Genomic DNA, 20,212 nt, shown 5'->3' on the forward strand with positions numbered 1-20,212 from the left:
TAGCTCTTTTCCCGAATGCATTATAGGATTTATTTCCGTAATCACAAAAGATAATACTGACCGGTGATGGTCCGGTTATTTATTGGACAGAAACTACAACGGCCCAACCGTTTTTTACCGACTTTAGTTCCGGATTCCGTGAAAAACAGTTGAGCCGTTAAGCGAAAGAAAAAGAGGATTTTGATGATCTTTTTGCACCGGCAGATCACGATGCAAAAGACTGCCGGATGGCATCCCAGCGCTGCCGCTCCGCTTCCGTCAGGATCCCCATGATCTCGTGTAATTTCAGCCGGTTGGCCTCCGCTCCGGAAGTCAGGGTCTGCAGTTCCCCTTCATAATGACTCAGGATAAGGGTTTCCAGTTCGGCATCGTTCATGATGGGGATCACCTTTTCCGCCAGTTTGTTCATGTTGCGGTAAGACCCCTGCAGACGGAATGGCGGTTCGGTCCGGTCCTTTTCGGCAATTGCGGCCGAGTGTATATACTGCCGGTTGACCCGCAGCACCACTTCCCGGATACGCAGCAGTTTCTTCAGCACCGACAGGTACTCGTTCAGGGCTCCGGGGCTGTGATCGGCCTTGAGGTCCATGGTACCGGCTCCCGGCTGGGCGGCCTGCCGGATCAGGGTATACACATCGGCCATGCTTTTATTGGCCAGTCGCGAGAGCACCGGATTGGAAGTGAGCGCATTTTCCAGATAACTCAGTTCGAAAACCTCTCCCTGCCCGCCGATGATATCACCCAGGTTATAGATATCAGCCCGGTTGGCGAGCATGTCCGGCACCTGAAAACGTTCCCCGCTTTCAGTATAGGGGTTCCCGGCCATCACCACAGCAACCCGGCGCGAGCGGAAATCATAAGATTTGGCCACGCCCTTCCAAACGCCTTCGATACGCCGCTGGGCATCGCAGAGGGAAATGAATTTCTGCAGGAACTCCGGATGGCAATGCTGGATATCATCGACATAGATCATTACATTATCGCCCATTTCCAGCGCGAGGTTCAGTTTTTCGAGTTCCTTGCGGGCCGCCTGGTTGGGAGCATCGGCCGGATCGAGTGCGTGCACGCGATGTCCGATCGTCGGTCCGTTGATCTTCATAAAGATCAGGCCGAGCCGGTTGGCGATGTATTCCATCAGAGTCGTCTTACCGTAGCCCGGAGGCGATAGCAGCAGTAACAGCCCCATCCGATCGGTGCGGGTATGCTCTCCGGCCGTTCCGAGTTGTTTGGCAAGATTATCTCCGATCAGGGGAAGGTAGACCTGGTCGATGAGCTTATTGCGGACGAAAGCGCTCATTACTCTGGGTTGAAAAGTTTCCAGTCGCAACTCCTGCCGGTAGGCATCGACCTTTTCTCTTTTCAAACGATGGAATTTTTGGAAACGGGGTACCTTTTCCCGCTCGTATTGCTGCAGCTTCCGCATAAAGGTCGGATAATCGCTGCGGTAATCTTTCCCTTCGATCAGTGGGTGTTCCCCGCGTAACGCTTTTATTTCGATGCCGGTGGTGGCTTCTACCAGTCCAAATTCATCCGCACTGCCCGCCAACAGCAATAGCGCAGTTTCGGGAATACTGGCCGGACGCCCCGGATCTTCCGACCGGTCGCAAAATGCAGTCAGCCATTCCAAAAGTAATGAGTATTGCTCCGCCGGTAAACCCGCCAGACCTTCCAGGGAAGTGTTGAAGTCCGGCAATGCTCCCCGCTGCTTTAGATCCTGCAGAAAGGCATCGCGTAGCTCAACGGCCTCCGTTCCGAGGGTAAAGGTGTTACCGCGGCTCAGCTCTTCAAAAAGGTAGCCGGCCATTTCATTTAAAACCAGTGCGTGACCGGACGGATCAGGAAAAAAGCGCTGTATTTTCATATTTTAGGATTAATTAATGTTTTGTGGACAGATAATTGGTCAATTGCAAACACATTTCTACTAAAATGTTGTTTATAAAGTGTACCCTCTATATTTTTCGGTAAGTCCTAGGAGAAGTTCGACGGAACCCGGCACTGAACAGTAACCCAACAAAATGAATTACACGTCCGAAGTCATCAAGTTATTAAAGCAAAAATCCGTTCAGCCGACCCCCATGAGAATGCTGGTTCTGGAAGAGTTCCTGAAAAGCCGGACGGCTAAAAGCCTGCAGGAACTGGAGCAGCTTTTGCCCCACGCCGATCGCATCACGATCTACCGGACCCTCAAAACTTTCGACAAACAGGGTATCATTCACCAGGTAGATGACGGAACGGGTGTTCAGCGCTACGCCAGTTGCTCGGACCAATGTTCGGAAGAGGCCCATCAGGACGTACATCCACATTTTCACTGTGTGGTTTGCGAGGATACCATTTGCATGAAAGCGACCCGCCTACCCTATCTTTCCCTGCCTTCCGGTTTTCAGACTGAAAAAATCGCCCTGCGGATCGACGGGGTCTGTCCGAAGTGTAAAGCGGCTTAAGGGAGCGTATATTTGCAATTGTATTGCAAGCCATTTAGGCCCAACTTTGTTTTCGTAGAAACGATGTTGACTTACGAAAACAAGAACAGTTATGTCCCATTCCCACCAGCACGATCACGTCCACGACCACAGTTCCGGCAACATCCGGGTGGCTTTCTTCCTCAACCTGGGTTTTACCATTATTGAGATTATCGGCGGTATCCTGACCAATAGTGTCGCTATTCTTTCCGATGCCATTCACGACCTGGGCGACAGTCTTTCGCTCGGACTGGCCTGGTACCTGCAAAACCTTTCCCACAAGGGCCGAACTAAACGATTCACTTACGGATTTAAGCGATTTTCCCTGCTGGGAGCAATCATCACTTCCATGGTACTCATTGTCGGTTCGGTTATCATTCTGTATGAGGCCATTCCCCGGCTGAGTCATCCGGAGCCGGCCAATTCTTTGGGGATGATCGGGCTGGCGGTACTTGGCGTCCTCATCAACGGTGCGGCCGTGCTGCGTACCCGCAGCGGAGCCTCCATCAACGAACAGGTAGTGAGCTGGCATCTGCTGGAAGATGTACTGGGTTGGGTAGCCGTGTTGCTGGGTGCCCTGGTCATGTACTTTTTTGATCTCCCGATCATTGACCCGATCCTTTCGATCGCTATAACCCTGTTTGTGCTCTACAATGTAGTATTACGGCTGATCAAAGCCGGGCACATCATCCTCCAGGCCGCTCCGGAGCAGGTGGACATTGATGCCGTGAAAGAAAAACTAAAGGGTATCGGCGCCGTAGAGAATATTCACCACACCCACCTCTGGAGTCTGGACGGCAATTATCACATCGTCACGGTACACGCCGGCATGGACGGGCAAACCCGGCTGCAGGAACTGGCCCCGATCAAGAAAAAGATCCGGCAGGAGTTACACGACATCGGTATTGAACACGTGACGATTGAATTTGAATCCCTATCCGAAAACTGTAAAGCGCAGGTGGATTTTTAAAAGTCGGTAAAAAAATATGCCTGAAGGCTATCTTTTTGTTGACAAAAACATTAAATTGTTTTAATTTTATTTTTTACCTACAAAAAATTAAACCACCTAAGCCTCCATTCATGGCCATTTTCACACCCGACTTTGTCCAGTTCTTTAAAGAGCTGTCCCGGAACAATCAGCGCGACTGGTTTCAGAGCAATAAAAAGCGGTACCAGCAATCCGTTAAAGTACCTTTTGAAACCCTGGTCAGCCAACTCATTGTCAGCATTCAGGAACACGATCCCGAATTGCATCTCCAACCCAAAGATGCCATACTGCGCATCAACCGGGATATCCGTTTTGCAGCGGATAAAACGCCCTACAATACTTTCGTTACGGCTTTCATTTCCCACGGAGGTCGGAAGGACAAAAGTATCCCCGGATTTTTTATCCGCCTGTCTCCGGAAATGGTGGGGGTGATGGTCGGGTGCTACGGCCCCGATAAACACCAACTGGAAAATATTCGTACCGCTATTCTGGAAGCTCCCGATACCTGGGCGGGTATTGTTGAAGCCCCGGTCTTCCGGGAACACTTCCAGGATATTCGCGGAGAACAGCACAAACGTCTGTCCTCACCTTTCAAGGAACAGCTGGAGCAATATCCGGTACTGGCTAATAAGCAATTTTACGCGCTGGCCGAACTGTCTCCCGAGCTCCTCACCCGCGATGATCTGACGGAGCATCTGATGACCTACTGGCACGCAGCCCGCCCCCTCAATGAATTTCTGTTGAAAGCGATAAAAAGATCCTAAACATGGAAAGCACTACCCTATTCGAACAACTGGTATCGGAATACAGTCAAAAAGACGGTGTGGCTCCGGGCAAAATGATGTCCTCGCCCGCCTTGCAATACCGCGGGAAGGTGTTTGCCTTTTTCCATAAAGGAGCAATGACGTTTAAACTGGGAAAAAAATTCGATCCGTCGGCCTTTGGTCTGCAACACTGGTCCTACCTCAGCCCTTTTAAAAATAAACCACCCATGCAGGCCTGGGTCGTAGTAGAAGAACCGGAAAAAGAACAGTGGCCCTACCTGACAGAACTGGCCCTGGCTTTCATCCAGAAATAACGGACCGATTTACCATCCACCGTCAACCCTCAACCATCGACCGTCAACCATCGACCGTCCACCGTCCCCCGTCAACCGTCCCCAAAAATAACAATCCGCACCCAACCACCCCAAAGCGCTCCCACCGTTTCCCCGACCAACCTAATGCCCAAAAATATCTATCCGTCCAGCAGCCCATCTAAGCCTACCGCGCTCCATTCACCGCGCTTGTTCCCTCATCCTCAATGCATCCCGTCAGTGCCCACTTCCGAAGAGCCAATTCCCAGCAGGTCCCCGGCCCAGCTTTTTTTCCAATTCTTCCTAAAAAGATAGTGTTTATCCTACACTAATTAGTAATTTAGCAAAGATTTGCCCACGAATGGGCTTATTTCCGGCATCCCGCTCCGGGCCCGGAATTGCTGAAAATGACAAACACTTACTAAAGCGCCAATGAGTTTTTCTAATAAATACGTCTGCGTGCACGGCCATTTCTATCAGCCTCCACGCGAGAACGGGTGGTTGGAAGTTGTAGAACTTCAGGATTCGGCCGCCCCATTCCACGACTGGAACGAACGGATCAATTTCGAATGTTACGCACCCAATACGGCGGCCCGTATCCTGGATGACCAGCAACGTATCGCCAACATAATCAATAACTACGCTTACATCAGCTACAATTTCGGGCCCACGCTGCTCAGCTGGATGGAAAAGGCCGATCCGGAAACCTACGCCGGTATCCTGGCGGCAGATCGTCTGAGCATGGAACGCTTCGGAGGCCACGGTTCGGCAATGGCCCAGGTGCACAGCCACCTCATTCTGCCGCTGGCCAACCGCCGCGATAAGGAAACCCAGGTAAAATGGGGGATCTCCGATTTCGAATACCGCTACGGCCGCAAACCCGAAGGGATCTGGCTGGCCGAAACTGCCGTGGATACCGAAACGCTGGAAGTGCTGGCCGAGAACGGCATTACCTTTACAATACTGGCTCCCCGGCAGGCCAAAGCGATCCGTCCCATCGGTGACAAGGACTGGATCGATCTGCCGCACGATTCGGTAGATCCGCGCCGGCCCTATCTCTGCCAGCTGCCTTCGGGAAAAAAGATCAATCTGTTCTTTTACCACGGCGAGGTTTCCCAGGCGGTGGCTTTTGAAAGATTGCTGAACGACGGTAAGGCTTTTGCCCGCCGGCTGACCGGCTCTTTTGATTTCAATGAAACGCCCCAACTTCTGCACATTGCCACGGATGGGGAGAGTTACGGGCACCACCATTCCCGGGGAGAAATGGCGCTGGCGGATTGCCTGCACGAGATCATCCAACGGGAGGATGTAGAACTTACCAATTACGGGCAGTACCTGGAAATGTTCCCACCCGAATGGGAAGCTCAGATCTGGGAAAACAGTTCCTGGAGCTGTGTGCACGGCGTGGAGCGCTGGCGTTCCAATTGCGGATGTAATTCGGGAGGACGCCCCGGATGGACCCAGGCCTGGCGCAAGCCCCTGCGGGATACCCTGAACTGGCTGCGGGATGAACTCATTCCCATCTACGAAAAGGAAGGCGGAAAATTACTGAAGGATCCCTGGGAGGCCCGGAACGGCTATATCGAGGTGATCCTGCGCCGAAAGAATAAATCGATCAGGAATTTCATTGAGACCTATGCCAAAAAACCGCTGGAAAACGATGAAAAGATCCAGTTGTTACGCCTGATGGAAATGCAGCGGCAGGCTATGCTGATGTTTACCAGTTGCGGGTGGTTCTTCGATGAGATCTCCGGTCTGGAGACCAATCAGATCCTGCAGTACGCCAACCGGGCCCTGCACTACGCACAACAGGTGAGCGGGATCAGTTTCCACCAGGAATTTCTGGATCGTCTCAGCGAAGCGCCCAGTAATGTCTACGAGAACGGTGCGGTGAGCTACATGGAAAATGTGATCCCCGCCCGGGTAGACCTCGAGCGTGTGGGTATGCATTTCGCGGCCGCCTCACTCTTTGAGGAAAGGCCGGAAGAACTGGAACTCTTTAATTACATCGCCGAAAGCGAGATCCTCGACCGCTACCACGCGGGTATGCAACGACTGGCGATCGGCCGGACGACGGTTCGCTCCCGCATCACGCACTCCGAAAAGCGTTTCAGCTTTGCGGTACTCTACCTGGGACAGCAAAACATCATCGGTTCCATTTCCACCAATATGCCCCGAAAGGAGTTTGACGCGATGAGCCAGGGGATCGTGGAGGCCTTCGCTACACCCAATCTCGGGGAAGTGATCGGGCTGATGCAGCAACATTTCGGAGGGGAGAAATATTCCATCTGGCATCTTTTCCGGGATGAAAAACGCAAGATCCTCAACCAGATCATCCAGTTGAGCCTGAATAAAGCGGAAAATGATTTCCGGGATATTTACAATGTCAACTACCAGTTGATGACGGGGATCGCCAATATCGGCATGCCCATTCCGAATGCCTACCAAAGTGCCCTGGAATTCGTGCTCAACCGCGATCTACAGGCGTTTTTCAGTAAGAGCAACCGCTTTAACCTCCGGGAGATCCAGCGCCTGGTATCGGAATTTAAGAAATGGAATGTACGGATCACTCAGCAGGATTCCCTGCACCTGAGGATCAACGAAAGGGTGTTTGAAGCCATCTCCTCGCTCAATACCAGTGAGGAAGGGCTGCAGGACCTCCGCTTACTCAACAGCGTACTGGAATGTATTGCGAAACTCGAACTGGCAGCCGAATTCTGGAAAAGCCAGAACCACTATTTCTTCCTGCTCCAGAAATACCGCGGTATTGACTGGGAAGGGATCAGTAAGGAGTGGAAAGAAGCATTCGTTCACCTGGGTGAATTGATCTGGGTGAAAAATTAAACCGTCGGGAGGAAGCCGTTCCGGTCCGGATCAGCTTCCTCCCAATACGGTGATCTTTTCGTTCCGGTTCATGATCTGTAAGAGGAGTTCTTCCGGGCTAACCTTATCGGTGCGGTCTTCATCATCAACTACTTCCTGTTTGTCTACCTGCAGTCGCGGGCTGACCATCTTGTAATCCGCTTCGTGGTATTCGTAGACACTCCATTGCCCGTTCTGGTACTCCAGGGCCGTCAGGTTCTCCACCCAATCACCGGAATTCAGATAGGTTACGGTTTTGCCCTGCTCTTCCACCGTGCGTTGTTGGGGTCGATGGATGTGACCGCAGATCACGTAGTCAAATCCTTCTTCCCGGGCCAGGCGAATTGCCGTTTGCTCAAAATCGGCAATAAATTTGATCGCTTCTTTCACCCGGTTCTTCACCTTCTTGGCGAAGGACATGCGAGGGCGACCGGTAGCCGTGCGCAGATTATTGATGATGCGGTTAAGGCGGATCAATAGATCATACCCTTTCCCTCCCAGTTTTGCGATGTAAGGTGAATACTGAATGGTCAGATCGAATACATCTCCGTGAAAGATCCAGTATTTCTTGTGGTTGAGGTGCAGGATCATTTTATCCCGCAGGTGGATGTTGCCGGAGGAGAAATCGGTGTAGCGCCGCAGCAGGTCATCGTGGTTTCCGGTAATGTAGTAGACTTTTGTGCCTTTGGTAGACATCTTCAGGATCCGCTGGATCACCTGCAGATGTTCCCTTGGGAAATAACGCTTGCGAAACTGCCACATATCAATAAAATCGCCGTTCAGGATGAGGGTGCCGACTTTAATGCTTTTCAGATATTGGAGCAGTTCTTTAGCGTGGCAGCCGTAGGTACCCAGGTGAACGTCCGAGAGTACTACGATATCGAGTTCTTTCTTCATAGATCGATTTTCGCTAAAGTATTTTGGACAAAAGTCGGTAATGAACGTAAACTGGGTATGAAGGGAAATTTAAGTTTCTTATGCTATATGTGGAATCGCAATCCTCCCCGACGCAATGTGATTTGGATTGCTCAAGCCTAATTTAGGTCCGGCTATTCAGCATAAGTCCGAGAAGTACCGCCATGAAAACAGTCACTCGATTTCAATAAATTTGGACAAGATGAGAAAGACGGAGGTGACCAGAAAATTGGAAGCGGGGTAGCTTTTTCCGCTGCTTTTAATCTTCTAGTCTCCCCCTCCGCCCGTCAGGAAGGATTATCAAATAATAAGATCAACTGCAGGAATCCCAAACCGATCCGCATCAGTATTTGCTGTACTTATATAAGAGACTGTTTGAAAACCTCTCACTGGGTTCCAAAACGCGGCTTTTGCCCCCACTTTGCACCTATTTTTAACTCCGTAGTTGTGCTATGCAGTGAAAAATAGCTTTCAATTGACGCCAAAATCCGGGTTTTTCTCCGGCAGCAGAAGTTTTCAAACAGTCTCTAAGAACTCAACTTATCCAATAATCCACAAAGAGCTGCGCCCTTATTTTGATCAAACCACTGTGCACCGTCATAGATTGATCCTGTACGTTACTGGTTGCCTGGGCTTCCTCTACTAATTCTGAAGCATTGCGGACGGCAGCCGTCCGGGCCGAGATATCCACGTTGGCAATATTCCGGATCTTTTTTTGCTCCAAAGACAGTTCCTGGAGCAACTTTTGGGAGAGGACGTCGGCCTGTTGCAGCGCTTCGAGATAAGCCAAAGCTCGTAAACTGTCCATATCAGAATGCGCATAGGTAATATAACCGATCTGCAGATCCCGATTATCCAGCAACTCGGTATAAAGCGTGTCGAGCAGGTCGATATTGCGGACAGTGACGATCATGGAAGTTGTGCCGTTGTAGCCGGCGAAAACCCGGGTACTTTTGGTCCAATTGTAATTTTTGTGCATACTGATGACCGTAGTTTGCAGATCCGCTCGTTCGATGCCCAGGGATAATAAGGTAGTCGTAAGATCATCGGATTGCTCCAGAAGGCAGACTTTTGCGTCCTTCGCATTTCGCCGCTGACAAGTCAGATCGATGCTGAAGGTCGCCATATCCGGTACGGCTTCTATTTCTCCGGTGGCCTTGATCAGCATAGTATTGGCACCAGGCTTATCGGTGGCGGCTGCGGGCCGGCTACAAGAAAAAAGAAAAAGGGAGGCTGTTATCAGTAGGAATATCGCCTCAAAACGATTACGATAGTTTACCATTGCATTTTTTGTTTACGGAAATGAAAAAACATGAACTTTTCAAGTAGATGCATTTTCCATCTCCAGTACACAAAAAAAACGCATAAATAAATTGAGTTTTGGTCGATATTCTTTAGGATACTAACCTGGCGGACGATTACGGAACCGAACAACCGTTCCTCAGCAACGAAACACTTTGAGGGTAGCATAGCCATCGAAGACCTGTCTTGGCTAAAGCGGGCAGGTTCACTTCTGAAGTCCGGGATCATCGGGATTCAAGACAGCACCGGCTCAAGGGGACCAATACATTTGTCCCCGAACCATTCACACACCAAAGTTCGGCAGCCTGTCCAGGTAGACCCTAGGAATCCGCCACGGAACCCAGCCAGCGGGTCGCCTCCTCCAGCCCCATACCTTTCCGACGGGCGTAATCGGCTATCTGATCCGGTTGTACGCCTTTTACGGCGAAGTATTTGCTTTCCGGGTGGCTGAAGTACCATCCGCTTACGGAGGCGGCGGGGTACATCGCGCAGCTTTCGGTCAGTTGCATGCCGATCTGCTCCTCTACTTGAAGCAGTTCCCAGAGCGTTCTCTTTTCCGTATGCTCCGGACAGGCCGGGTAGCCCGGTGCCGGACGAATACCCTGGTAGTTTTCGGCGATCAAGCCTTCGTTATCGATACATTCTTCCGGGCTGTAGGCCCAGAATTCCTCCCGCACCCGCTGGTGCATCCGCTCGGCCATGGCCTCCGCGAGGCGATCCGCCAGGGATTTCAGCAGGATGGCGTGGTAATCGTCGTGATTTTCCTCAAATCGCTTGATGTGTTCTTCGATGCCGATGCCGGCTGTAACGGCAAAGGCCCCGATGTAATCCGCCTTACCACTGGATTTGGGCGCGATGTAGTCACTCAGGGCGTGGTTGAATCGCCCGGGCGCTTTTTTCACCTGCTGCCGCAGATGGTGCAGGGTAATCAGCACTTCTTCCCGGCTATCATCGGTATACACTTCAATGCTGTCCTTTTCGACACTCCAGGCCGGGAAAAGCCCGATAACCGCTTTCGCCTGCAACCAGCCTTCTTCCACGATCTGACGCAACATGCCCAGAGCATCGCGGTACAATTTAGTCGCCTCCTCCCCTACTACTTCGTCTTTCAGGATGGCCGGGAACTTTCCGCTCAGCTGCCAGCTGGAGAAGAAGGGTGTCCAGTCAATATAGTCCAGTATTTCGTTTATGTCGTAATCCTCGAAGACCTGAATACCGAGTTGCGCCGGCCGCGGCGGCTCGTAAGCAGACCAGTCGAGCGCATGGTGGTTGGCACGGGCATCGCTCAGACTCAGGTAGGTTTTTGCCGACTTGCGGCCGGCCCTTTGTTCCCGGATGCGCTCCATGTCCTTACGCTGATCCAGAATGTAATTGCTCCGGGCATTTTCATCTTCACCCAGTAAGGTGGAAGCCACCGCTACACTACGGGAGGCGTCCAGAACATGGATGACCGGCCCGGAGTATTTCGGTTCGATCTTCACGGCCGTATGGGTACGGGACGTAGTTGCACCACCGATAAGCAGCGGAATGGTGAATCCCTGACGTTCCATCTCCTCGGCTACGTTCACCATCTCATCCAGACTCGGAGTGATCAGACCACTGAGCCCGATGATATCCACATTTTCTTCCTGGGCGATCCGCAGTATTTTTTCGGCCGGTACCATCACGCCCAGGTCGATGATCTCAAAATTGTTGCACCCCAGTACCACGCCGACGATGTTTTTACCGATGTCGTGCACATCTCCCTTTACCGTGGCCAGCAGTACCTTTCCTTTTCCGGAAGTATCTCCTCCGGCTGCTTTCATTTCTTCGATGTAAGGCGTCAGATAAGCCACCGAGCGCTTCATAACCCGGGCACTTTTCACCACCTGCGGCAGGAACATCTTCCCGGAGCCAAACAGGTCGCCCACCACGTTCATGCCGTCCATCAGCGGTCCTTCGATCACGTTCAGCGGACTCGGATATTTCTGACGGGCTTCTTCGGTATCCGCTTCGATGTAGTCGGTAATACCGCGGATCAGTGCGTGTTCCAGGCGTTTTTCGACGGATTCCGACCGCCAGGCTTCGTCCTTTTTGATTCTCCGGCTGCCGTCCTGTTTGATGTTTTCCGCAAAATCGGTTAAGCGTTCCGTCGCATCTTCGCGCCGGTTGAACAGCACATCTTCCACCATCACCAGCAGATCATCGGGAATTTCCTCGTACACTTCCATCATCCCCGCATTGACGATCCCCATGTCCATACCCGCCTTGATCGCATGGTAGAGAAAAGCCGAGTGCATCGCTTCCCGCACGGCATTATTTCCCCGGAAGGAGAAAGAAATATTGCTCACACCTCCGCTCACTTTTGCGCCCGGGCAGGCCTCTTTGATCTGCCGGGTAGCTTCGATGAAGTGGATAGCGTATTCGTTGTGCTCTTCGATGCCGGTGGCTACGGCAAAGATATTGGGATCAAAAATGATATCTTCCGGGGCCAGTCCCACCCGTTCGGTCAGGATCTGGTAGGCGCGTTTGCAAATGGCTACCTTACGTTCCGTGGTATCCGCCTGCCCGGATTCATCAAAGGCCATGACTACAGCGGCGGCTCCGTAACGCTTCACCAGTTTGGCCTGACGAATAAACTCCGCCTCGCCTTCTTTCAGCGAAATGGAATTCACGATACATTTTCCCTGCACCACCTGCAGGCCGGCCTCGATCACTTCCCATTTGGAGGAATCGATCATGATCGGCAGTTTGGCGATATCGGGCTCGGCCATTACCAGGTTCAGAAAATCGACCATGGCCTGTTTGGAATCCAACAGACCTTCGTCCATGTTGACGTCGATGATCTGCGCGCCGCCTTCCACCTGATGACGGGCTACACTCAGTGCTTCGTTGTAATCATTTTCGCGGATCAGCCGGGCAAATTTGCGAGAGCCGGTCACGTTGGTACGTTCGCCGACGTTCACGAAGTTGGTATCGGGGCGGATCTCCAGCGGTTCCAGTCCACTGAGGCGGGTGTAATGCGGTACGGTCGGTATTTGCCGGGGTGGCAGGTCCCGAACAGCTTCGGCCATCGCCTGGATGTGTTCGGGAGTGGTACCGCAGCAACCACCGATGATATTGACAAATCCGCTGCCGGCGAATTCCCGGATATAGTCCCGCATTTCTACCGCCCCTTGGTCGTATTCGCCGAATTCGTTGGGTAGTCCTGCATTCGGATAAGCGTGCACGTAGGTATCGGCGATGCGCGACAGGGATTGCAGGTGGGGACGCATTTCCTTGGCGCCGAGCGCACAGTTCAGTCCCACACAGAACGGATCCACATGCTGCACCGATATCCAGAAAGCCTCTACTGTCTGGCCGCTCAGCGTCCGGCCACTGGCATCCGTAATGGTGCCGGAAATGATGACCGGTAGTTTGATCTGTCGCTCGTCAAAGAGGGTTTCAATCGCGAAGAGCGCAGCTTTGGCATTCAGCGTATCGAAGATGGTCTCCACCATCAACAGATCTACTCCGCCGTCCAGCAGACCGCGGGTCTGGTCGTAGTAGGCCTGGTAAACCTGATCGAAGGTTACGGCCCGGCTTCCCGGATTGTCTACATCCGGCGACAGGGATAAGGCCCGGTTGGTAGGTCCGATGGCTCCGGCTACGAAGCGGGGCTGGTCTTCACTTTGAAAATCGGCCGTGGCCCGTTTAGCGATCTCCGCCGCCGCTTTATTGATCTCATACGCCAATGATTCCATGTGGTAATCCGCCAGGGACAGCGCATTGGCGTTGAAGGTATTCGTTTCGATAATATCCGCGCCCGCCTTGAGGTATTCCCGGTGGATGGCCTCGATGATCTTGGGCTGAGTCAGACACAACAGATCATTATTCCCTTTGATCTCGCTTTTCCAGTCCTTGAATTGTTCCCCGCGATAATCTGCTTCGCTCAGCTTATAACGCTGGATCATGGTTCCCATAGCGCCGTCGAGTACGAGAATCCTTTCCTTTATGATGTCCTTGAGTGTAGATCGTTCCATAAGTAAAATGCTTATTTTTTCCCGTATGACGGGCAGGATGGTTTAGGGTGGATCCAACCGGGAGAATGGCGTGGCCGGCCGGAATTATTTTAAACAACATTTCAATTCCTAAAAAAGATTGGTTCTACTGGTCGGAAAAGTCCGGCAAAGTTATCCAATTTTGGATAAATAAATGCATCTGGGGAGATACGGCGGAAGAAAGGAGATACCGTTCCCGCCGGAAGTGCCGCAATACCAGGAAGATACCTCCGGAAGAGTCGTTGGGCCATTAAATCGTCATGGTAAAGATCGATCCCTGTCCGTCGACCGTCTGTACCTCCAGGCTGCCCTTGTGCAATCGCATGATCTGGCGGGATAAACTCAGACCAATACCCGAGCCGGTTTCCTTGGTGGTATAAAAAGGAATGAAGATCTGATCCAGTTTTTCGGCCGGGATCCCGGGACCGTTATCCGCCACCTGGAAACTCACCTTGCCGTTGGTACTTTTCTGCAAATGAACGTTGATCACCTTATCCGCCTGTCCCTCCAGGGCATCCATGGCATTTTTGATCAGATTGATCAGCACCTGCTCCAGGAGATTGGGATCTCCCTGAAACTGGACTTCACTCGGTGGGGTGTGCAATTGGAAGTTGATGTTCTCGGCCTCGATCCGGGCCCGGAATAAAGTTTCGGCCTCTTCCAGCAATTCTTTGCCGTCCACCAATTGGAATTTGGGCGGCGGAATGCGGGTCAGCTCGCGGTAGGTATCGGTAAAGGCCATCAGCCCCTGACTCCGTTTTTGGATCACTCCCAGCGAATGACGGACCATCTTCAGTGCATCCTGGTCCAGTTCCGACTTTTCACCGATAATGTCCTTCAGGGTAGAGCTCAGGGAGGCGATGGGTGCCACGGAATTCATGATCTCATGGGTCAGAATGCGGATCAGCTTTTGCCAGGCCATGAGTTCCTGACCTTCCAGTTCGCTTTGGATGTTCTGAAAAGAAACCAGCTTCAGCCGGCTTTTATTCAGGACCAGTTCGGTAGACTGGATTGCGACCTGGAGCAGTTTATTATCAATGATCAGTTTGGTTAAGGTACGTTCCCCGGACGGCAGGTCCCGCACCGTGGCGAACAGCTTTTCATCGACCGTGCGCAGGCCTTCGAGATTGATCAGGTAAGATTTGTGCAGCAGGCCCTGCAGCGCTTTATTCATCAACACGATCTCCTCGTCTTCGTCGTAGCAAAGCAGACCGATATTGATGTGCTCCACTACTGTCTGCAGAAACTGGTGATTGGCCTCTTTTTCCGCCCGCACTTCCTGAAATTTCCGGTTGATGAGGTTAAACCCATCGTACAACTGCCCAAAGGACCGGCCCCGGTGGGCGGCCGACGAGGTAGTCGTATAATCATTGAATTTAATGCTGGTCAGGAAATTGACCAGGTCCCGGTTGGTCTGGTCGACGTAGTAGAAAAGATTAAAGACCATGACTATGGTCAGCAGAAAAGCAAGTACCACCGGCAGGTCAATGGTACCATCGTAACTGGCAACTCCACCGGCCAGCAGCAAGACCAGGATCACAATCCGGATCACGACGTTAACGCGAAAACGATACAGCACGGGCTTGGAATGATTTTAGTTCCTACAAATATAGGATTTTCGGCGAAAGGTGTAAGGCCCTATCAGGTGATGAGCAACTGATCCGAACGCTTCCGCCGCTTCTGGCGATCCAGTAATATCAACCGGACAATGAGAGCTGCAACAATGAGAAACCCGCCGATTATAGCCAGATTGGATGGTCGTTCGCCGTGGCCGATCAATACCCATACCGGATTGAGGATGGGTTCCAGCATGGCCAGCAGGGAGGCCTCCAGGGCGGTGATCCGCTGCAGGCCGTAGGTAAAGAGTACATAGCCCATTCCCAACTGCATGATCCCCAGAAAGGCCAGCATACCGTGTTGGGGTAAGGTAGCCGGAGCGGACTGCAGGAAAAAGGGCAACCCGATCAGCATCACCCAGATGTTTCCCCAAAAGATGGCCGCTACGTGGTACTGCGGTGGATTTACCCGCTGCCCCAGGAAAAAAGCCGCCAGCAGCAGGCCCGATAGAGCTGCCAGCCCGATCCCTAATCCACCCGTCCAGTTGAGGTCACCGAAAAAGAACAGTCCCATACCGAGGAAGCAGAATACCGTGGTCCAGAGGTTGATCCGGTTCAGTGGGGTTTTGAAAAGGACGGGTTCCAGCAACAGGATATAGGCCGTGCCGGTATATTGCAGAAAGATCGCATTGGCGGCAGTGGTGAGTTTGGTCGCGACCACGAAGGTGAGCAGCAGCAGGGTGTAAAACAGGGTATTGATCCACATCTGCCGGTTGAATTGCAGCACCTGTTTACGGAATAAGAGTCCGAACAGCAACATGGCATAGGTAGACCGGTAGAACAGAATAGTGAAGGCATCCTGTGGCAGTAGCTTGATGAAAAGCCCGGCAGTACTCCAGAGTACCGCCGCCATGATGGTTGCGGCAATTCCGCGGTAGCGAGTTTGCATTGTCTGACGGTTGAGGGTTGATGGTCGACGGTCTAGGGTCGAGGGTTGACGGTCGACGGTTTTGCTTTAAAAATAAGCCGCAAAAGTACCCTACTCCTCCGAATTTGCAATAGTTCGGTGCGAATGAATTTTGGGCGCTTGCGGGCAGTTTTGCACTTCAACCGATGTGGTCGGAAAACCGTTCCAACGATCCCGAAAATATTCGAAATATTCCTACCTGAAGATCAGCGTTGGGAAAGTCCCGCAAACCACTTGCTTTATCCAACTTTAATGACTGAACCTTCCGGCTGGGATCAGATCACAAACTGGCGCAGGTAGCGACTACTTTGCTGCAGCGATTCTTTGCGACGCTCCAGGTTACCTTCAAAAGCGCGGTCTTCCACTTCCACACAGACCGGTCCGTTGTATCCGGTATCGGTGAGCGTGGAAAAGAACTGCCCCCAATTGACGTCGCCCATGCCGGGTAATTTGGGGGTGTGGTACTCGTTGGGAAAGGCCATAATTCCCACATCATTCAGTTTGTGCCGGTCCAGACGGACATCCTTTGCGTGGATATGGAATAGTTTGTGGGAAAAGTCCCGGATGGGTTTCAGGTAATCCATCATCTGCCAGATCATGTGGGAAGGATCATAGTTCAGCCCGAAGTAATCACTGGGAATAGCTTCGAACATGCGCCGCCAGACTGCCGGTGATTGCGCCAGGTTCTTCCCGCCCGGCCATTCATCTTTCGTAAAGGACATCGGGCAATTCTCGATTCCAATCTTCACTTCGTGTTCTTCCGCAAAGGCGATCAGGGGTTGCCACACTTCCAGGAAGCGCGGCCAGTTATCATCAACCGATTTGGTCCAGTCCCGGCCGATAAAGGTATTCACCCGGCCGAGTTCGAGCAGGGCGGCCGCCTCGATCACCCGCTTGAGGTGATCAATGTAAACCTGGGCCTCCGCCTGGTCCGGTACCAGCGGATTCGGGTAATAGCCCAGGGCGCTGATCTCTACCCGTTTCCGGATGATCAGTTCGCGTACATTTTTGGCATCCCTGGCCGAAAAGTCCGTTACATTCAGATGGGTAACTCCGGCATAGCGACGTTCGGCTTTTCCTTCGGGCCAGCACATGACCTCGATACAGTCATAATCCGCCTCCCGGGCCACATCCATGACGGCCTCCAGAGACAATTCGGGTAAAATGGCGGTAACAAATCCTAATTGCATAGTATTTTCAGATGATGATTTATGAATGCTGATTACTCGTGGACCTGCCGGTATTGCGATCCGGGCGTGTAGTGGAAAGCCCATGCTCTACCGATAACGATCCGTTCGGCTTTCCTCCGGATCGGGAGTGAGACCGGTATCCACTGTGGTGTTTTTTGACCGGTAACCGGCCCCGCAGACTCCGGACTTCGACCGCCCCAATATAATATTTCCCTTGCGGTATTCTTCCCGAATATTGTACTTTTAGGGCATTAATATCATTAACATTAAAATCATGAAAAGATTTCTGCTGTTATTAGTCACTGCTTCTCTGTTCTTCCTAACCGGCTGTCTGGAAGTATTGGAAGACGTTTATCTCAATGCCGACGGATCCGGTAAATACCAGATCACCATGGATATGAGTGAACTGTTCAGCGACCCCATGCTCAAGAGTATTATCGATGAGCAAGCCAAAAAAGAAGCCGGCGCCGACGAAGATGCGCCCCTCGAAATGGACTCCGTCATGTATTTTAAGGACGCCCCGGAATTTAAACAGCTTAGTGCGTCCGATCAGGCATTGATCAAGGACGTTTCCATCAATATGAACGCCAGTGAAAGTAAAGGCGAAATGGTCATCCGTATGAATTTCCCGTTCAGTAGTCTGGATGATTTTGAAAAAATGGGCGAAGTAATGAAAAAGCTCAATGTAGAGAAAGATGCCGGTGGGCCGGCCGGGATGATGGGCAACGGTATGTTCGGTACGCAGGGCGCCCAGTTCGCACTGAATAAAAGAGTACTTACCCGGATGCCTATGCCGGACGCCAAGGAACTACTGGGTCAGGATGAAGACAATCTGGCCATGATGAAAATGTTCTTCCAGGGCGCTTCCTACACCACCGTTTATCACCTGCCGGGTAAAGTAAAAAAGACCGATATTCCCAATGCCGTAGTGGATGGTAAAACCGTAACGGTAGAAAATAACTTTCTGGATATCATCGAAGGCAAAGCCAAGGTAGCCGGTGATATCAAGTTTAAAAAGCGATAGATACTATGATCGATAAAATCAAAAAAGCTTTACAGGACGCTTCAGATGTGATCAAGGATCAGACTTCCAGTCTGAGCGAAGGGGCGAAAGAAAAAACCTACCAGCTTATTGACGAATGGCTGCAGATCTTTCCCAAACTGGAGATCTACGGATTGGAGGTCAATAGCTTTGGTCTGAGTGTGGCCCTGAGTCCGGCACTGGAGGCGGAATTGATTGGCGATCACAAAAAATTCACCCCGGAACGGATCAATCAGATCTTACAGGAAAACAAATCCAGTGCGGCCCTCACTTCGGTTTTCACTACTATCAAAACCGCTTATACCCTGCACCGGAAAACCTACGCCAACCTGCGGGATCCGCTGATCGTAAAGATCAAGGTCAAGATCACTCCCGAGATAAACGTCATCATCGGCGAACCGCTCATCCAGTGATCGGGTGACCAGACAAAAAAATGCCGCTCTCCAGGCCTGGAGAGCGGCATTTTTTATTTCGTTAACGCAGAGCTGATTACTCGTTGAAGTAGGAAGAATCGTTAGAACCTCCTGACTGAACTTTTTCCATCCGTTCTTTGAACTTGTTGGAAGTATCCAGGTCATCTTTTCTGGCGTAGATCTCTTTAAGTGCGATCAGCGTATTCAGGCTGTTCGGATCGAGACTTTCCGCTTTCTGGAAGTAAGGCAGTGCCTTGTCAAATTCTTCGAAGATCTCAGCCTTCTTGGCTTCGTATTTTTTCATACCCTCTTTTGAGAAGTCATTGGACAGCTCGTTCAACTCAGAAGTCATGTTGGCTGCTCTGTTGTAGTAGAGAGCACCGATGCTGTACTGAGCGTCGAAATCCTTAGGATCTCTCTGCAGTGTCTGGTTGTAGTATTCGAGCGCCTCATCGAAATATTCCGTGGCTTTCTCCAAGTTTCCAGCCTTGAATTCTTTCTGATACAGGTTGTCGTAAACACTACCCATGGTCACATACAGGGTAAGGTTTTCGGGTTCTTTCTCGATAGCTGTTTTCAGCTTGCCGATCAGTTCGTTCAGCTTTCCAATTTTCAGGAAGTGGTTGATCTCGGCAAACAGCAGAGAAACTTCCTCCGGATACTTTTCGCGACCTGCCTGCAGGTACTGATAAGCTGCATCTAAGTCTGCATCTTCCGCTTTAGAGTTCAGGGAGTACAGTGCTTCGTAGATAGCAGGCTTGTCGTAGTCCGCTTTGTACAGTTCCTCGAAGATCGGACCGGCCATGTTCAACATGTTGTTGTTCAGGGCAGCCAGACCGGCCAGGTATTTCTGGTCCATGAGGGCCGCTTCGTCATCCAGCGTACTGCTTTCGCCGTTCTGCTTCAGCACTTCGTGTGCTTCCAGACCAGCTGCGAAGTTGGTGTAAGCAGCTCCGTAGTTCTGAGCTTCGTAAGCGTAGATACCAAAGTTGTACAGGTGGCCCTGTACTTCAGACAGGCCTTTCATGGCGTCTCTGACGTAGTATTTTTTGGATTTCTTCGCCTGCTCATTTTTTTCCAGAGCCGTCGTGTAGGCTTTAAATGCTTTTACCGCCAGCATATCTACTTTCGGCAGTTCATCTTCGGTGCCCAGGCCAGTTTGCTTGATAACGGCAATCTGGTTAGCCAGTGCACTATAAATATCTCCTTTCAGCAGATAAAAACTGGGATCGGCAGCGTCCTCTCCGCTAGGTTCTCCCTCGATAGCGTTCACTGCTTCCGTCAGCTTCTCTTTATTGCTTTGATCGAGGTTGAATGCGTTCAGCGCTTTCTTTGCTTCCTTTGCGTCCTGCGCCTGCAGTGAGGCGGCAAATAACACAAAAGCAAACATTCCTAAGATCAGTTTTTTCATTGTTGTTTAAGTT

15 protein-coding genes are annotated in these 20,212 nt (G+C 51.5%); 7 read left to right on the forward strand and 8 right to left on the reverse strand.

The genetic code is table 11. The features are described 5' to 3' along the window. Positions 1-205 precede the first annotated feature (205 nt). A complete protein-coding gene (locus tag CRP01_RS06060; RefSeq protein WP_099149111.1) occupies positions 206-1,861 on the reverse strand; it encodes an AAA family ATPase in 1,656 nt (551 codons plus the stop codon). A gap of 154 nt (positions 1,862-2,015) precedes the next feature. On the opposite strand from CRP01_RS06060, the gene CRP01_RS06065 reads away from it, so the two are divergent. The 5 genes from CRP01_RS06065 (at position 2,016) to CRP01_RS06085 (ending at position 7,366) form a co-directional block, all read left to right on the forward strand. Further along, entirely contained in the window at positions 2,016-2,441 is a 426-nt protein-coding gene (locus CRP01_RS06065) for a Fur family transcriptional regulator (protein ID WP_099149112.1), read from the forward strand. Positions 2,442-2,532: 91 nt separating this feature from the next. Continuing rightward, the gene (locus CRP01_RS06070) at positions 2,533-3,429 is read left to right on the forward strand and encodes a cation diffusion facilitator family transporter (RefSeq protein WP_099149113.1); all 897 of its coding nucleotides are present in this window, start codon (positions 2,533-2,535) and stop codon (positions 3,427-3,429) included. A 110-nt stretch (positions 3,430-3,539) separates the two neighbouring features. After that, positions 3,540-4,211, forward strand: a complete 672-nt coding sequence (locus CRP01_RS06075) for a DUF2461 domain-containing protein (protein ID WP_099149114.1) — start codon at positions 3,540-3,542, stop codon at positions 4,209-4,211. Positions 4,212-4,213: 2 nt separating this feature from the next. After that, complete coding sequence (locus CRP01_RS06080) at positions 4,214-4,525, forward strand: hypothetical protein (RefSeq protein WP_099149115.1); 312 nt, start codon at positions 4,214-4,216, stop codon at positions 4,523-4,525. A gap of 429 nt (positions 4,526-4,954) precedes the next feature. Further along, the gene (locus CRP01_RS06085; RefSeq protein WP_099149116.1) at positions 4,955-7,366 is read left to right on the forward strand and encodes a DUF3536 domain-containing protein; all 2,412 of its coding nucleotides are present in this window, start codon (positions 4,955-4,957) and stop codon (positions 7,364-7,366) included. Between the two features lie 30 nt (positions 7,367-7,396). Here CRP01_RS06085 and CRP01_RS06090 read toward each other — a convergent pair whose 3' ends face one another. The 6 genes from CRP01_RS06090 to CRP01_RS06120 form a co-directional block, all read right to left on the reverse strand. Continuing rightward, complete coding sequence (locus tag CRP01_RS06090) at positions 7,397-8,281, reverse strand: UDP-2,3-diacylglucosamine diphosphatase (RefSeq protein WP_099149117.1); 885 nt, start codon at positions 8,279-8,281, stop codon at positions 7,397-7,399. Positions 8,282-8,834: 553 nt separating this feature from the next. Next, complete coding sequence (locus CRP01_RS06095; protein WP_099149118.1) at positions 8,835-9,581, reverse strand: SIMPL domain-containing protein; 747 nt, start codon at positions 9,579-9,581, stop codon at positions 8,835-8,837. 340 nt (positions 9,582-9,921) lie between these two features. Then, the gene (gene metH, locus CRP01_RS06105; RefSeq protein WP_099149120.1) at positions 9,922-13,602 is read right to left on the reverse strand and encodes a methionine synthase; all 3,681 of its coding nucleotides are present in this window, start codon (positions 13,600-13,602) and stop codon (positions 9,922-9,924) included. 268 nt (positions 13,603-13,870) lie between these two features. Next, positions 13,871-15,199, reverse strand: a complete 1,329-nt coding sequence (locus tag CRP01_RS06110) for a sensor histidine kinase (RefSeq protein ID WP_099149121.1) — start codon at positions 15,197-15,199, stop codon at positions 13,871-13,873. Between the two features lie 62 nt (positions 15,200-15,261). After that, positions 15,262-16,125, reverse strand: coding sequence for a DMT family transporter (locus CRP01_RS06115; protein ID WP_099149122.1), 864 nt, complete (start codon positions 16,123-16,125; stop codon positions 15,262-15,264). A gap of 293 nt (positions 16,126-16,418) precedes the next feature. Continuing rightward, positions 16,419-17,333 carry a sugar phosphate isomerase/epimerase family protein gene (locus tag CRP01_RS06120; RefSeq protein WP_099149123.1) on the reverse strand — a complete coding sequence of 305 codons (915 nt, stop codon included), beginning with the start codon at positions 17,331-17,333 and terminating at the stop codon, positions 16,419-16,421. A 274-nt stretch (positions 17,334-17,607) separates the two neighbouring features. On the opposite strand from CRP01_RS06120, the gene CRP01_RS06125 reads away from it, so the two are divergent. Both CRP01_RS06125 and CRP01_RS06130 read left to right on the forward strand, forming a co-directional pair. After that, positions 17,608-18,357 (forward strand): hypothetical protein, encoded by a 750-nt coding sequence (locus CRP01_RS06125; protein WP_099149124.1) that lies wholly within the window; start codon positions 17,608-17,610, stop codon positions 18,355-18,357. Positions 18,358-18,362: 5 nt separating this feature from the next. Further along, positions 18,363-18,788, forward strand: a complete 426-nt coding sequence (locus tag CRP01_RS06130) for a hypothetical protein (protein ID WP_099149125.1) — start codon at positions 18,363-18,365, stop codon at positions 18,786-18,788. A 76-nt stretch (positions 18,789-18,864) separates the two neighbouring features. Here the strand turns inward: CRP01_RS06130 and CRP01_RS06135 are convergent, their stop codons facing one another. After that, positions 18,865-20,199, reverse strand: a complete 1,335-nt coding sequence (locus tag CRP01_RS06135; protein ID WP_099149126.1) for a tetratricopeptide repeat protein — start codon at positions 20,197-20,199, stop codon at positions 18,865-18,867. Between the last annotated feature and the right edge of the window lie 13 nt (positions 20,200-20,212).

The sequence above is a fragment of the Flavilitoribacter nigricans DSM 23189 = NBRC 102662 genome, from assembly GCF_002646595.1.
GTDB classification, from domain to species: domain Bacteria; phylum Bacteroidota; class Bacteroidia; order Chitinophagales; family Saprospiraceae; genus Flavilitoribacter; species Flavilitoribacter nigricans.